Origin of the sequence: Paenirhodobacter hankyongi, assembly GCF_003664585.1 — a bacterium.
Lineage (GTDB): Bacteria > Pseudomonadota > Alphaproteobacteria > Rhodobacterales > Rhodobacteraceae > Rhodobacter > Rhodobacter hankyongi.
Genome location: NZ_RCHI01000020.1, coordinates 56376 through 70742 on the forward strand (window position 1 = coordinate 56376; position 14367 = coordinate 70742).

The 14367-nt window shown below is 70.0% G+C and carries 14 protein-coding genes and 1 riboswitch; of the genes, 6 read left to right on the forward strand and 8 right to left on the reverse strand.

The features are described from left to right. Positions 1-11 precede the first annotated feature (11 nt). The 8 genes from metK to miaB all read right to left on the reverse strand — a co-directional run bounded on the left by metK (position 12) and on the right by miaB (position 7848). On the reverse strand, positions 12-1178 hold the full coding sequence (gene metK / locus DYS74_RS16490) for a methionine adenosyltransferase (RefSeq protein WP_121534781.1): 1167 nt from the start codon (positions 1176-1178) through the stop codon (positions 12-14). A 7-nt stretch (positions 1179-1185) separates the two neighbouring features. Further along, positions 1186-1234: riboswitch (SAM-SAH riboswitch) on the reverse strand. A gap of 11 nt (positions 1235-1245) precedes the next feature. Beyond that, positions 1246-2799: an apolipoprotein N-acyltransferase gene (lnt, locus tag DYS74_RS16495; protein WP_121534768.1), complete on the reverse strand. Its 1554-nt coding sequence runs from the start codon at positions 2797-2799 to the stop codon at positions 1246-1248. 10 nt (positions 2800-2809) lie between these two features. Further along, entirely contained in the window at positions 2810-3715 is a 906-nt protein-coding gene (locus DYS74_RS16500; protein ID WP_121534769.1) for a hemolysin family protein, read from the reverse strand. A 36-nt stretch (positions 3716-3751) separates the two neighbouring features. Further along, on the reverse strand, positions 3752-4261 hold the full coding sequence (gene ybeY, locus DYS74_RS16505; protein WP_121534783.1) for an rRNA maturation RNase YbeY: 510 nt from the start codon (positions 4259-4261) through the stop codon (positions 3752-3754). Next, positions 4245-5261 (reverse strand): PhoH family protein, encoded by a 1017-nt coding sequence (locus DYS74_RS16510; RefSeq protein ID WP_164880104.1) that lies wholly within the window; start codon positions 5259-5261, stop codon positions 4245-4247. Before DYS74_RS16510 ends, ybeY begins: the two co-directional genes overlap by 17 nt. Positions 5262-5429: 168 nt before the next feature. Continuing rightward, a complete protein-coding gene (locus DYS74_RS16515) occupies positions 5430-5753 on the reverse strand; it encodes a hypothetical protein (protein ID WP_121534770.1) in 324 nt (107 codons plus the stop codon). Positions 5754-5764: 11 nt separating this feature from the next. Next, on the reverse strand, positions 5765-6331 hold the full coding sequence (locus DYS74_RS16520) for an OmpA family protein (RefSeq protein ID WP_121534784.1): 567 nt from the start codon (positions 6329-6331) through the stop codon (positions 5765-5767). A 197-nt stretch (positions 6332-6528) separates the two neighbouring features. Further along, positions 6529-7848 (reverse strand): tRNA (N6-isopentenyl adenosine(37)-C2)-methylthiotransferase MiaB, encoded by a 1320-nt coding sequence (gene miaB / locus DYS74_RS16525; RefSeq protein WP_121534771.1) that lies wholly within the window; start codon positions 7846-7848, stop codon positions 6529-6531. Positions 7849-7989: 141 nt separating this feature from the next. Between miaB and DYS74_RS16530 the strand changes: the two genes are divergently transcribed. The 6 genes from DYS74_RS16530 to DYS74_RS18985 form a co-directional block, all read left to right on the forward strand. Beyond that, a complete protein-coding gene (locus DYS74_RS16530) occupies positions 7990-8859 on the forward strand; it encodes a hypothetical protein (protein ID WP_121534772.1) in 870 nt (289 codons plus the stop codon). Beyond that, positions 8850-9584 carry a 5-oxoprolinase subunit B family protein gene (locus DYS74_RS16535; RefSeq protein ID WP_245965319.1) on the forward strand — a complete coding sequence of 245 codons (735 nt, stop codon included), beginning with the start codon at positions 8850-8852 and terminating at the stop codon, positions 9582-9584. The genes DYS74_RS16530 and DYS74_RS16535 overlap by 10 nt, the downstream gene beginning before the upstream one ends. Next, positions 9581-10525, forward strand: coding sequence for a 5-oxoprolinase subunit C family protein (locus DYS74_RS16540; RefSeq protein ID WP_121534773.1), 945 nt, complete (start codon positions 9581-9583; stop codon positions 10523-10525). Before DYS74_RS16535 ends, DYS74_RS16540 begins: the two co-directional genes overlap by 4 nt. A gap of 194 nt (positions 10526-10719) precedes the next feature. Then, positions 10720-12417: an ABC transporter ATP-binding protein/permease gene (locus tag DYS74_RS16545; RefSeq protein ID WP_121534774.1), complete on the forward strand. Its 1698-nt coding sequence runs from the start codon at positions 10720-10722 to the stop codon at positions 12415-12417. Continuing rightward, the gene (cydC, locus tag DYS74_RS16550; RefSeq protein WP_121534775.1) at positions 12414-14093 is read left to right on the forward strand and encodes a thiol reductant ABC exporter subunit CydC; all 1680 of its coding nucleotides are present in this window, start codon (positions 12414-12416) and stop codon (positions 14091-14093) included. Before DYS74_RS16545 ends, cydC begins: the two co-directional genes overlap by 4 nt. A gap of 90 nt (positions 14094-14183) precedes the next feature. After that, positions 14184-14367: cytochrome ubiquinol oxidase subunit I (locus tag DYS74_RS18985; RefSeq protein ID WP_245965320.1), on the forward strand; the 184-nt coding region annotated here is incomplete at its 3' end.

Below are 14367 nucleotides of genomic sequence, written 5' to 3' on the forward strand. Positions count from 1 at the left end.
TTCTGCCCCGATCAGAGCGCCTTCTTCAGCGCCTCGGTCAGGTCGGTCTTTTCCCAGCTGAAACCACCATCCGCCTCGGGCGCGCGGCCGAAATGGCCATAGGCCGCGGTGCGGGCATAGATCGGCTTGTTCAGGTCGAGATGGGTGCGGATGCCGCGCGGCGTCAGGTCCATGCAGGCGGCAACGATGCGCTCGATCTCCTCGTCGGGCACCTCGCCCGTGCCATAGGTATCGGCATAGATCGACAGCGGCTTGGCCACGCCGATCGCATAGCTCACCTGGATGAGGCACTTCTTCGCCAGCCCCGCCGCAACGACGTTCTTGGCAAGGTAGCGCGCCGCATAGGCGGCCGAGCGGTCGACCTTGGTCGGGTCCTTGCCCGAGAAGGCCCCGCCGCCATGCGGCGCAGCCCCGCCATAGGTGTCGACGATGATCTTGCGGCCCGTCAGCCCCGCGTCGCCATCCGGCCCGCCGATCACGAAGGTGCCCGTCGGGTTCACCCACCATTCGGTCTTGTCGGTGATCCAGCCCTCGGGCAGGACCTCGCGGATATAGGGCTCGACGATCGCGCGGATGTCGGCCGAGCTCTGGCTTTCATACTTGTGCTGGGTCGAGAGCACGATCGAGGTCACGCCGACCGGGCGGCCGCCCTCGTAGCGCACCGACAGCTGCGATTTCGCATCGGGGCCGAGCGTCGGCTCGATGCCCGATTTGCGCACCTCGGCGAGGCGACGCAGGATCGCATGGCTGTAGAGGATCGGCGCCGGCATCAGCTCGGCGGTCTCGTCGGTCGCGTAACCGAACATGATGCCCTGGTCACCCGCCCCGTCCTTGTCGACGCCCTGGCTGATATGGGCCGACTGCGGGTGCAGGTAATTGGCGAAGTTCAGCGTCGCCCAGTGGAACTTGTCCTGCTCGTAGCCGATGTCCTTGACGCAATCGCGCACGATGCCGTCGATGCGGCTCATGAACTCGGCGAGCTTCGACTTGTCCGACAGCCCGACCTCGCCGCCGACGACGACCTGGTTGGTGGTGGCGAATGTCTCGCAGGCGACGCGGGCATTGGGCTCCTCGGCGATCAGCGCGTCGAGCACTGCATCCGAGATGCGGTCGCAGACCTTGTCGGGGTGTCCTTCCGAAACGGATTCGGAAGTGAACACGTAATTCTGTCGTGCCATGGGGAAGTGCTCCATTGGTAAATCCCCGCTCCGTCAGGAAGCCGTTGGAGCGGTTCGATAAGCTTGCCTAGACCCGGCGGGCGGCGAGGTCAACGCGCCATTTGGGGGCCGCAAGGAAAATCAGCGCGGCCAGCAGCGCAAGCAGCGCCATCACCGGCGCGTCGCCGGTGCGTGCATAAAGGGTCTCGGGGAGCGCCGGCGGCAGGGGCGCGTCGATCACCCCCTCGACGCCCATGCCAAGCTCGTCCGTCACCCGGCCCTTCGCGTCGATCATCGCGCTGACCCCGGTGTTGGCGGCGCGCGCCAGCGGCAGGCCGAACTCGATCGCGCGCAGCCGTGCCTGCGCCAGGTGCTGCCAGGGGCCCGAGAGCTCGCCGAACCAGGCGTCGTTCGTCACCTGCATCAGCCAGTCGGGGCGCGCCGGCACCCGGCGGATGTCTTGCGGGAAAACCGCCTCGTAGCAGATCAGCGGCTCGACCCGGCCGAGCCTGCCAAGGTCGAGAAGCCGCTCGCCCGGGCCCGAGGAATAGCCGTTCCCCTCCTGCGCGGCGAAGGCGGCGATGCCGAATTCGGCCGCCAGATCGCCAAGCGGCATGTATTCGCCAAAGGGCACGAGGTGCACCTTGTCATAGACCCGCCCGACGCTGCCGTCGGCGCCGATCACCGCAAGGCTGTTGTAATAGCGCCGCCCCTCCTCGCGCTGGATGCCAAGCGCGACGGGAATGCCACCCGCGGCCTCGGCCACCATCTTCAGCCCGGCACCCGGGTCGTTCAGCAAGAAGGGCACCGCGGTCTCGGGCCAGATCACCAGATCGGGGCGCGGCTTGCCCGGCGCGGGTTCCTCGGCGGTCAGATCGAGATGACGATAGAAGAACTGCAGCCGGTATTCGGGCAGCCATTTCAGCGCCTGCGGCGCGTTCGGCTGCACGAGGCGCAGATTGACCGGCGGATCGCGCGGCGCCTCAGGCGCCGCCAGCCGCGCGGTGCCGCCAGCCCAAAGGCCGGCAAGCGCCACGACCGCGACGCCCGTCCCCAAGGCCCGCCCGCGCGGGCTCCGCGCCAGCCAGGGCGCAGCGGCCAACGCCAGCGTCAACAGGCTCAGCCCGATCGGGCCGACGAAAGCCGCCGCCTGCGCGACCGGCGTGCCGATCCAGAGATGACCGAAGAGCACCCAGGGAAATCCGGTGAAGACGTAGGAGCGCAGCGCATCCGAGGCGACAAGCCCCACTGCGACGCCCACGACCCGCGGGCCGGTCCTGCCACGGCCAAGCCGCGCGCCAAGCCCCGCGCCAAGCGCCCAGAAGGCGCCCATCCCCGCCGCCATGAAGACGAGCGCAAAGGGCGCCATCCAGCCATAGACCTCGGGTTCGACCATGAACGGCTCGACGATCCAGAACATCGCCGCGGCGGCATAGCCGAAGCCGCCGGCAAAGCCGATCCAACCGGCGCGCGAACTGGCGGCGAGTGCCAGCAGCCCGCTTGCCGCCGGCAGTGCCACCAACCACGCGCCGAGCGGCGCCTGCCCCGCCGCGACGCCCACGCCCAGAAGCGCGGCCAGGGCCAGCGCCCGCCAGGACGGGCGGCACGGGGCACGCAGGAAGGCAGGCCAGCGCAGGCTCATCGCGTCCGCGTCACTCCGCCGGCGCTACGCCCGGCAGGCGGACGCGCAACCGCTTGATCCGGCGCGGATCGGCATCGACGATCTCGTATTCGACGCCGTTCTCGCCCTTGATCACCTCGCCGCGCGCCGGCACCCGGCCGATCTGCATGAAGACGAGACCGCCCATCGAGTCGATCTCCTGCTCCTCTTCGGGGTCGGCGAGGGTCATGCCGATCTCGGCCTCGAAATCCTTCACCGGGGCGCGCGCCAGCACCACCCACTGGCCGGGTTTCTCGAGCTTCCAGAACCCGCCCTCGGCCTCGTCATGCTCGTCCTCGATCTCGCCGATCACCTGCTCGATCAGATCCTCGAGCGTGACCAGCCCGTCGACGCCGCCATATTCGTCGATCACCAGCGCCATGTGGATGCGCTGCACCTGCATCTTCTGCAACAGCACCCCGATCGGCATCGAGGGCGGCACGAACAGGAGCGGGCGCAGCAGCTTCTTCACCGAGAACCGGCTCGAGGCGGCACCGAAGCCGTATTCCAGTGCAAGGTCCTTCAGGTGAATAAGGCCAAGCGGGGTGTCGAGCGTGTCCTTGAACACCGGCAGGCGCGAATAGCCCTGCTCGCGGAACACCGCCACCAGCTCGTCGCGGGTGATGCCCTCCGGCACCGCGACGATCTCGACCTTGGGGATCGCGACGTCGCCCACACGCATCCGGCGCAGGTTGCCGATGCCCGGCAGACCGGCGGCCGCCGCGGTTTCAGGCGCGGGCGTGGCAGGAGCCTCGCTGTCATTGTCGGGGGTGGAGGCGCCAAGCGCCTCGAAGAGTCGTCCCAGCAAGCCGCGCGAGTGCGGCTCGGAACTGTCGCCCGCGTCGGCATCCGACGCAGGGGCGTTGGCGGAGAGAGCTCCGTCAGCGGCGTGTTCCATCGTACCTTTCCAGATCACGCGGCGAAAATTGCCGCATCATGCCAAATATGGGTCATCAATGCCCATCTTTTCAAGAATGCGCACTTCCGTGGATTCCATCAAGGTGGCATCGCCCTCGCGCACGTGATCGTAACCGAGAAGATGCAAAACGCCATGCACGATCAGGTGCGTGACGTGATCGGCCATCGTCTTGCCGCCCTCGGCCGCCTCTCGCGCGCAGGTCTCGAAGGCGATGGCGATGTCGCCAAGGCTGTCACGCTCGCCGGGCAGGAAGGGCTCGGGCGGCTCGGGCACCTCGCCCTCGTCTTCCGCCGCAAGATCTTCGGCGGGCCAGCTGAGCACATTGGTGGGGGTGGGCTTCGCGCGGAACTCGGCGTTCAGCACGGCGATGCGCGCGTCGTCGCAGCCGAGCAGGCTGATCTCCCAGTCGTCGGGCGAGATCTCCTGATCGGCCAGAACGGCGCGCGCGGCACGCTCTGCCAGCGCCGGGAGGTCAATCTCCTCCCAGCGTGGCTCTTCGATCAGAATGTCAACCAGCGGCTCCATCGTCGCGGTCATAGGCGTCAATGATCCGCGCCACAAGGGGGTGGCGCACCACATCCGAGGCGGTGAAGTAGTTGAACGAGATCCCGCGCACGCCATCAAGGATGCGCTCGGCGTCCTGCAGGCCCGAGGGCACGCCGCGCGGCAGGTCGATCTGGCTGCGGTCGCCGGTGATGACCATGCGGCTTCCCTGCCCGAGACGGGTGAGGAACATCTTCATCTGCATCGTCGTTGCGTTCTGCGCCTCGTCGAGCACGACGAAGGCATTCGACAGCGTCCGGCCGCGCATGAAGGCCAAGGGCGCGATCTCGATCCGCTTCTCCTCCATCAGCTTCTGCATCTGCTTCGCCGGCAGGAAGTCGTTCAGCGCGTCATAGAGCGGCTGCATGTAGGGATCGACCTTCTCCTTCATGTCGCCCGGCAGGAAGCCGAGACGCTCGCCCGCCTCGACGGCGGGACGGGAGAGGATGATCTTGTCGACATGGCCGCCGATCAGCATGGTGACGCCGACGGCAACCGCGAGATAGGTCTTGCCGGTGCCGGCCGGGCCGATGCCGAAGGCCAGTTCATTCTCGAACAGCGCCTTCACATAGGCCTTCTGCGCCTCGGTCCGCGGCTCGACCTGCTTCTTGCGCGTGCGGATCTCGTATTTGCCCGCCGCGAACATCTCGAGCTGTTCGTCCACCGTCATCCCCGCATTGCCGAGATCGGCCATCCGGATCGCCGCATCGACTTCGCCGGCGTCAACCGCCTTGCCCTGTTCGAGGCGCTGGTAGAGGTGGTGCAGGATGCCGGTCGCCTGCATCTGCGCCTCTGGGGTGCCGACGATGGCAAGCTGGTTGCCGCGCCGCAGGATGTGCACCGAGAGCTTGTGCTCGATCTGCGCCAGGTTGCGGTCGAACTCGCCGCACAGCCCGATCAGCAGGCGGTTGTCCGGAAACTCCAGGAGTGCTTCGAAGCTGTCCTGAGAACGAGGCGGGGGTGAGATCGCGCTGAAGCCCAATAACGTCTCCCTTGGCTGGCTTGGTAAAGATATGGTGCCTCTCCCCCCCGAGTCACGCAAGCGCTGGTTCGTTTTTCAGCATGTGCCTGCGAAAATTTCACAAAACTGCAAAGAAATGAGCCGTGGGAGGGACCCCACGGCTCATTTGCCTGTTTTTTGGGCGAATGCTTACTGATAGTTCGACGGCCGGACCGGGTCGCCGATCTCACCACCCGACTTGAACGGGCCGACCGCGGTCGAGGCAGGGCCGGCGCCCGAGCAGATCGGCTTGCCGTAATCGTCGACGCGGGCGGTCATGTAGCCCTCGGCGCCGTCGTCGATGATCCAGTGGTCGCAGCCTTCCGGGTCGATCCAGACGCCGGCCTTGAGCTGGCTGAGGTGCTTGGCGCCGCCGATGTTGCGGTCCCAGCCCTTGTCCGAAGGTTCGGCGACGTCGCAGGCGGCAAGCCCGGCCGCGGCACCGAGGAGCAGGAGGATTTTGATCGCTTTCATGTCCCGTCTCCTCACTTCACGCAGATCACTTCGACGCGGCGGTTCTGCGCCATGCCGGCAGCGGTGGCATTGGTGGCCCGCGGCCAGCGCTCGCCATACCAGTTCACCGCAAGCACCGGCGCGCCGATCGACTGGGCAACGCCCGCCACGGCCTCGGCGCGGTTCTTCGACAGCTGCATGTTGTATTCATCCGAGGCGCGGCTGTCGGTGTGGCCGGTGATGATGAAGCTGCGCGCCTGCGCGGTGCGGAAGAAGTTTTCCAGATAGTTGCGGCCGGTGGCGGTGATCTTCGCGCTGCCGGTGGCGAAAAGCGTATCGGTCTGCAGCACTCCGCAGACGTCGCGGTGGCACACCGGGCGGCCGTCGCGGGTCTTGCGCGCGTCCATGTAGCCTTCGAGCCCGTCATCCATCGCCCAGTGCTCGCAGCCGTCGGGGTCGATCCAGATGGTCGGGACATAGCGTTCCGCGCGGCCGGCGTTGGTCTGCTGGGCCGAAGCGGAACCGGAGATCATGGCCAGTGCCAGCGCCGCAACCCCGAAAGACGCAATCGCCGGTTTCACGGCCTTGGAGAGAGTCATCATCGCCGCTTCCGCCTCCTCATCGCAAATGGGGCCCGTCCAGCGGGCCATTAACCAAATATGGCGCTTACAATAGCAAAACCCTGCGGCTTTGAAAGCAATTAAACCCATATATTGTAGGGTTTCCCGCAACAAATCCGCCGTTGAGACGGGCTGCAGGCAATCATGGAAACGATGTCCGCCGCCCGCCAGGCGGATCAGAGCAGAACGCCCGCCAGCGAGTTCGGGCCGCTCGCGGTGATTCTCACTTTCGCGAGAGCCCCCTGCAGCGGCGTTTCCGACGTCACATGCACCGCCTGCAGGTAGTCGGACTTGCCCACCCATTGCCCCGGCAGCCGGCCCGGTTTCTCGAACAGCACCCCCACCTCGCGCCCGACCATCGCGGCCTGGCTTTCGTGCTGCAGCCGGGTGATGAGGGCCTGCAGCTCGTGCAGGCGCCGGTCGGCAACCTCGGGGTCGACGCCCGCGCGCTCGGCCGCGGGCGTGCCCGGGCGCGGCGAATACTTGAACGAGAAGGCGGCGCCGAACCCCACCTCCTCGATCAGGGCGAGCGTGTCGCGGTGGTCCTGCTCGGTCTCGCCGGGGAAGCCCGCGATGAAATCCGAGCTGAGCAGGATGTCGGGCCGCGCGGCGCGAATGCGTTCGATCAGCCGCAGGTATTCCGCCGCGGTATGATGGCGGTTCATCAGCTTCAGGATCCGGTCCGCGCCCGACTGCACCGGCAGATGCAGATAGGGCATCAGCTTCGGCTCGGCGCCATGCGCCTCGATCAGGTCGTCGGCCATGTCGTTCGGATGCGAGGTGGTGTAGCGGATCCGCTCGAGCCCCTCGATCCGGGCGAGCTCGCGCACCAGCCGGCCAAGGCCCCAGACCCCGTCCGCGCCCTCGCCGTGATAGCCGTTCACGTTCTGGCCAAGCAGCGTGATCTCCTTCACCCCCTTCGCCACCAGCTTCCCGGCCTCGGCCAGGATGCGGGCGACCGGGCGCGAGACCTCGGCGCCGCGGGTATAGGGCACGACACAGAAGGCGCAGAACTTGTCACAGCCTTCCTGCACCGTCAGGAAGGCGGTGGGGCGGCCGGTCGCGGGGCGTTCGGGCAGCTTGTCGAACTTGTCCTCGACCGGGAATTCGGTGTCGACGGGGCGCTCGCCACGGGCGGTGGCGGCGACCATCTCGGGCAGGCGGTGATAGTTCTGCGAGCCGACGACCAGATCGACGAGCGGCATCCGGCGCATGATCTCCTCGCCCTCGGCCTGCGCGACACAGCCCGCGACGCCGATCTTCAGCCCGGGCTTCGCCTCCTTGAACGGGCGCAGCCGGCCGAGGTCGGAATAGACCTTCTCGGCCGCCTTCTCGCGGATGTGGCAGGTGTTCAGCAGCACCATGTCCGCCTCGGCCGGATCGTCGGTCAGCACATAGCCCTGCGTGCCCATGGCCTCGGCCATGCGCTCGCTGTCATAGACGTTCATCTGGCAGCCGTAGGTCTTGATGTGCAGCTTCTTCGGCGCGTCCGACATGGCGATCCCCCGCGTTTCAGACCCGCCCGATAGCGCAGAATCCCCCCGCCCCGCAACCGCTGCGCGCCGCTTTCCCCGCCATTCCCCGTCTTGCATTCCCCCGGCCCTTGCCCGATCCTCGCGCAAAATCCGGGGACTGGCATGAATTACGCTTCGCTTGACGCATTCCTGGCCGAGGGGACGGCCGCCCTTGCCAAGGGGCCGGTGGCCCTGATCCTCGTCGAGGATCTGGTCGAGGCCGAAAGCACGATCCGCCACCACCTGAAGGCCGGGTTCCGCTCGGTTCTGGTCTTCGCGCCCGAACGGCTGGTGCTGCCCGAGGATCTGGCGGCCAAGATCCACCGCATCCCGCGCGACATGCACCGCCCCGGTGCGCTGACCGAAACCGTGAACCCGGTGATCGCCGCAGCGCCCGCCGATACCTGGATGTATTACTGCTACAATGCGGAATACCTGTTCCACCCGTTCTGCGAGACCCGCAGCGTGCAGGAGCTGCTGGCCTTCCACACCGAGGAACGGCGCCGCTCGATGCTGACCTATGTCGTCGACCTCTACGCGCCGGACCTCGCACAGAACCCGAATGCGGTGAACCTGCGCGACGCGATGCTCGACCGGGCGGGCTATTACGCGCTTGCCCGCCCCGATCCCGCCACCGGCCACGCCCGCGAGCGTCAGCTCGATTTCTTCGGCGGGCTGCGCTGGCGCTTCGAGGAGCACATCCCGGTGAAGCGGCGCAAGATCGACCGGATCGCGCTCTTCCGCACCCGGCCGGGGCTGGAGCTGCGCCGCGACAACACCTTCAACGACGAGGAATACAACACCTATTCCTGCCCCTGGCACCACAACCTGACCGCGGCGATCGCCTCGTTCCGGGTGGCGAAGGCGCTGAAGTTCAACCCCGGCTCGACCTATGACATCGCCGATTTCCGCTGGTACAATTCGGTGCCCTTCACCTGGCACAGCCAGCAGCTGATGGACCTCGGGCTGATGGAGCCCGGGCAGTGGTTCTGAACCCGCCGGCGCCGCGCTTCCTGCCCTGTGGCGATGCGGCGTTGACGGTCGAATTCGCGCCGGGGATCGAGGCGCGGGCGAATGCCCTGGCGCTCGCGCTGGCCACCGATCTCGAGGCCGCCCCTCTGCCCGGTCTGCGCGAGGCGCTGCCCACTTATCGTTCGCTGACGCTGAGCTATGACCCGTGCGTGACGGGCTTTGCGACGCTGCGCGCGGCCCTGATCCCACGCATCGCCGCGCTGCGCCCGGGCGCGGTCGAGGGCGCGCTGCGCAGCATCCCGGTCTTCTATGGCGGCCCCGCCTGCCTCGACCTCGCCCGCCTCGCCACCGAGAAGGGGATGGCCGAGGACGCGCTGATCGCGCTCCACCTCGGCGCCGCCTACCGCGTGGCGATGATCGGCTTCGCCCCGGGCTTTGCCTATCTCTCGGGCCTGCCCGCGGCGCTCGCCACCCCGCGCCGCGCCGAGGTCCGCCAGCGCGTGCCGGAAGGCGCGCTCGGCATCGGCGGCGGGCAGGCGAGCGTCAACTCCGTCGCCGCGCCCAGTGCCTGGTCCTACATCGGGCAGACGCCGCTGCGGCTCTTCGATGCGCGCCGCGCCCGCCCCTGCCTGCTGGCCCCGGGCGACCGGCTGCGCCTGCGCCGGATCGGGGAGGCCGAATTCGACGCGCTCGCCGCCCGCGCCCGCCGCGGCGAGATCCTCTTCGACCCGGAGACACCCGCATGACCGGCACGCTCGAGATCCTCGCCGCCGGGCCGATGATGACCGTGCAGGACCGCGGCCGCACCGGCTTCCTGCGCTTTGGCGTCTCGGCCTCGGGGCCGATGGACGGCGCGGCCTTCGCCGCCGCCAACGCCCTTGTCGGCAACGCGCCCGGGGCGGCGGCACTCGAATTCGCGCTGACCGGCGGCCGGTTCCGGGCGAGCCGCGACGTGCTGGTGGCCCTCACCGGCGGCGAGATGCGGGCCGAGGCGGGCGGCCGCCCCCTCGCCCCCTGGAGCTCGGCCCGGCTGCGGGCGGGCGAGGAGCTGACCGTCGGCGCCCTGCGCGGCGCGGTCTGGGGCTATCTCGCCGTCTCGGGCGGGATCGAGACGCCCTTGGTGATGGGCGCCCGCGCCACCCATCTGCGCAGCGCGATCGGCGGGCATGAGGGCCGCGCGCTGCGCCCCGGCGACACGCTGCCCCTCGGCCCCGAACCCGGCGCCCTGCCGCGCCGCCTGACCCGCCCGCTGCGCCCCCGTCACGGCCCGATCCGCGTGGTTCTCGGGCCGCAGGACGACGCCTTCGCGCCCGAGATCCTGGCCCGTTTCCTCGGCGCGCCCTATGCCGTCAGCGCACAGCGCGACCGCATGGCGATGCTGCTCGAGGGCCCGGCGTTGCCCGCGGCGCGGGGCCACGACATCACCTCGGACGGCACGCTGATGGGCTCGGTGCAGGTGCCGCCCTCGGGCCGGCCGATCGTGCTGATGGCGGATCGGCAGACGACCGGGGGCTTTCCGAAGATCGCCACGGTCATCACCCCCGACCTCGGCCGGCTGGCGCAGATCCCCACGGGCGCCATGCTGCGCTTTCATGCGCTGAGCGTCGAGGCGGCCGAGGCCGAGGCCCGCGCCGCCGCCCGCCAGAGCGCCGAGGCGCTGGCCGATCTCGCCCCCACGGGCGCCTGAATGTCCGGGTGCGACGTTTTCGCGCGCGGGATATGTGAAGTGAATATATTTCATTATCATTCAATGTGTTATGGCGCCATCTTGAGAAAAATGATGAACACTGCCCCTTGCCGGAACGGGCAATCTTCGCCCCGCGCCTTGCCGAACCCGCCTCCGCGCCCCTAGCTCTGCCCGAAGGAAACGCGACCGAAGACATGCCCCAGACTGATGAACCGCCCGCCGCGAACCCCGGCCGCGCCGATGCCGCGCTGACCCGCCTTGCCGCCCCGGCCACGCCCGCACTGCGTCGCGCTGGCGCGCTTTCGGCACTCGCGGAACTCCTCTGGGCGGCGCAGGCGGCACTGGTCGCGCTGGCGCTTGGCGGGCTGATCAGCGGCACGGAGCGGCTGTCGCCACTGGCTGCCGCGGCGGGGTTCCTCGCGCTCGCCGCGCTGCGCGCGCTGCTGGATGCCCGCGCCGGAGCACTTGCACAGCGTGCGGCGACGGCGCTCGTCGAAAGCACCCGGCACCGGCTGATCGGCGCTGCCTCACGGCAGGACGCCCGCGCCCGCAGCCCCGCCCCGGCCGAGCTTGCCAGCCTTGCCGCCGAGAAGGTCGCGATGCTTGCCCCCTGGGCCGCGCGCTACAGCCCGGCGATGGCCCGGGTGCGGATCGTGCCACTGGTCCTTCTGGCCCTCACCCTGCCCTTCAGCTGGGCCGCGGCGCTGGTGCTGCTGGTCGCCGGCCCGCTGATCCCGGTCTTCATGGCGCTCGTGGGCATGGCCGCGCGCGACGCCTCCCAGCGGCAGATGGCCGAGATCGGCACGCTCAACACCCTGCTCGTCGACCGCATCGCCGCGGTGGCCGATCTGCGGCTTCTGGGCGCCGAGGCGCGGGCCGGCGCCGACCTTGCCGCCGCCTCGGACGATCTGCGCACCCGCACGATGCGGGTGCTGGCGGTGGCGTTCCTGTCCTCGACCGTGCTCGAACTCTTTTCCGCGCTCGGCGTGGCGATGGTCGCGGTCTATGTCGGCTTCGCACTGCTGGGCGAGCTGAATTTCGGCAGCTGGGGCGGGCTGTCGCCCGAGGCCGGGATCTTCCTGCTGATGATCGCGCCCGAGTTCTTCCAGCCGCTGCGCGATCTGGCCGCCGCCTGGCACGACCGCGCCTCGGCCCTTGCCGTCGCCGACGAGATCGAGACGGCCGAGGCCGCGATCGCCGCCTCGGGCACGATCCTCGGGAACGGCGCACCGGCCGCGGCGCTGCCGCCCGCCCCCTTCTCCTGGCGCGGGCTGGTGCTGTCGCCCGGCCCGGGCGCGGCGCGGCTCGGCCCGCCCGATGGCGCGGTGCGGCCCGGCGAGGCGCTGGCCATCGCCGGCCCCTCGGGGGTGGGCAAGACGACGCTCCTTGCCGCGCTTGCCGGGTTGATCCGCCCCGAGGCGGGCGAGATCCGCTGGGGCGAGACCGTGCTTTCGGACAGCACCGCCGACGCGATCCGCGCCGGCATCGGCTGGCTGCCGCAGGCGCCGCGCTTCATCGACGCGCCGCTCGGCGAGGCGCTGATGCTGGGCCGCGCGGGCGACCTCGACGCGGCGCTGACCGCGGCACAGGCACAAGGCATCGTCGCGGCCCTGCCCGGCGGGCTTTCTGCGCGGCTTGGCGATCTCGGCGGTGGCGTCTCGGGCGGAGAGGCGCGGCGGCTGATGATCGCGCGTGCCCATGCCGCGAAGGCCAGCCTGATCCTTGCCGACGAGCCGACGGCCGACCTTGACCATGAGACGGCGCAGGCGGTGCTGGCGGGGCTGCTGGCCCTGCGCGCGACCGGCGCGGCGCTGATCGTGGCAAGCCACGACCCCGCGGTTCTGGCGGCGATGGACCGGGTCTTGCCGATGACGGCGGAGGGGGGCGCATGAGACCGCTTCTGCACATCGCCCGCCGCCTGCTGAAGGCCGAGCCCGTGGCCTTCCTGCGCGGCCTGGCGCTTGGCATCACCGTGCTTGCCATGGGCGCGGCGCTTCTGGGCCTCTCTGGCTGGTTCGTCACCGCCGCCGCCGCGGCCGGCATCGCCGGGATCGGTATCGGCTTTGATTTCTTCCGCCCCTCGGCCGGGGTGCGGTTCCTTGCCCTTGGCCGCTCGGGCGCGCGCTATGGCGAGCGGATGCTGACCCATGACGCGACGCTGCGCGCGCTCGCTGCGCTGCGGCTCGGCCTTTACGCCGGCATCACCCGCCTGCCCTTCGAGGCCCAGACCCGCCTGCGCGGCGCCGAGGCGCTGAACCGGCTGACCTCGGATGTCGACGCGCTCGACGGGCTGCTCTTGCGCCTTGTGCTGCCGGCGGTCTCGGCGGTCGCGGTGCAGGCGGGCGCCTTCGTCGCGCTGTGGGTCCTCGTCGCGCCGGCCGTCGCCTGGGGGGTGCTTCTGTCCTTCGGGCTGGGCGGCGGCGTGGCGCTTGTCTTCACCCTGCGCCATGCCCGCGCCCGGTCCGAGGCCACCGAGGCCGCGCTGCAATCGCTGCGCGCGCAGGCGCTCGACCTTGCCCAAAGCCGCGCCGATCTGGCCGTGGCCGGCGCCCTTGCCCGGCAGGAGGCGGGGCTGGCCAACACGATCCGCGCCGAAGCCCGCGCCCGCGACGGGCTCGAGACGACCGAGCGTCAGGGCAGTGCGGCGATCGCGCTGACCACGGGGCTTGCCGCCACCGTGGCGCTCGCCCTTGGCGGGCCGCTCGCCGCCGCCGGCACGATCAGCCCGGCGCGTGCGGCGATCGGCGTCTTCACCGCGCTCGCGCTTGGCGAAACGCTGGCGCTCTTGCGCCGGGGGCTCGCCGAGCTCGGCCGGATGCAGGCCGCGGGCGCCCGCGTCACCGCGCTGAGCGACACGCCGCCCCGCCCCAAGCCCGCGGCCCCCGCGCCGCGCCCCGATCGGGCGGCGCCGCTGCTGCAGGTCACCGCCCTGCGCCATCACCGCGCGGGCGCCGCGCGCGACACCTTCGGCCCGCTCGATCTGAGCCTGTCGCGCGGCGAGATGGTGCTGCTCACCGGCCCCTCGGGCGCCGGCAAGTCGACGCTGCTCGCCACCCTTGCCGGGCTGATCGCGCCGACCGCGGGCGAGATCCGGCTGCTGGGCGCCCCCCTCGCCGCCTGGCCCGAGGCCGACCTGCGCGCGCATCTGACGCTGGTGCCGCAACGCTCGGCGCTGATCGCGGGCAGCGTCGCCGAGAACCTGGCCCTTGCCTTGCCCGCCGGCACCGTCCTGCCCGAGGCCGAGGCCTGGGCCGCACTCGAGGCCGTGGCGCTCGCCGATGTGCTGCGCGCGCGCGAGGGGCTGGCGACCCGCCTCGGCCCCGGCGGCGCGGGCCTGTCGGGCGGACAGGCGCGCCGCCTGGTCCTCGCCCGCGCCGCGCTGCGCCGCGCCGATGTGCTGCTTCTCGACGAGCCGACCGAGGGGCTCGACCCGGCCACCGCCGCCGCGATGCTGTCGGGCCTGCGCGCCTTCGCGCCCGAGTCGGGGTTCCTGGTCGTCAGCCACCGCAACGCCGATGCGGGCGCGGCGACTCGCTCCGTCTCGCTGACAGTTCCCGGTCACGCCTGAGGCATACTGTCCCACCTGCCGCGGAGTTGCGGAAATCCGCAGGGCTGCGACCTTACGTCTCTTTGATCCCGGTCAAGGAGAGGGAAAGGAATGCCCGCATATGATGCATCCGCGGGAAATGTTTCGCCTGCATGCATCTTTCGCGGAGGCATCCCCCCGCGACAGGCAAGGAATGGGAGACGACGGATGGATTTTGGTATTGTGGAGCTGTCGCGCCTTCAGTTTGCGATGACGGCTCTGTATCACTTCCTCTTCGTGCCGCTGACGCTGGGAT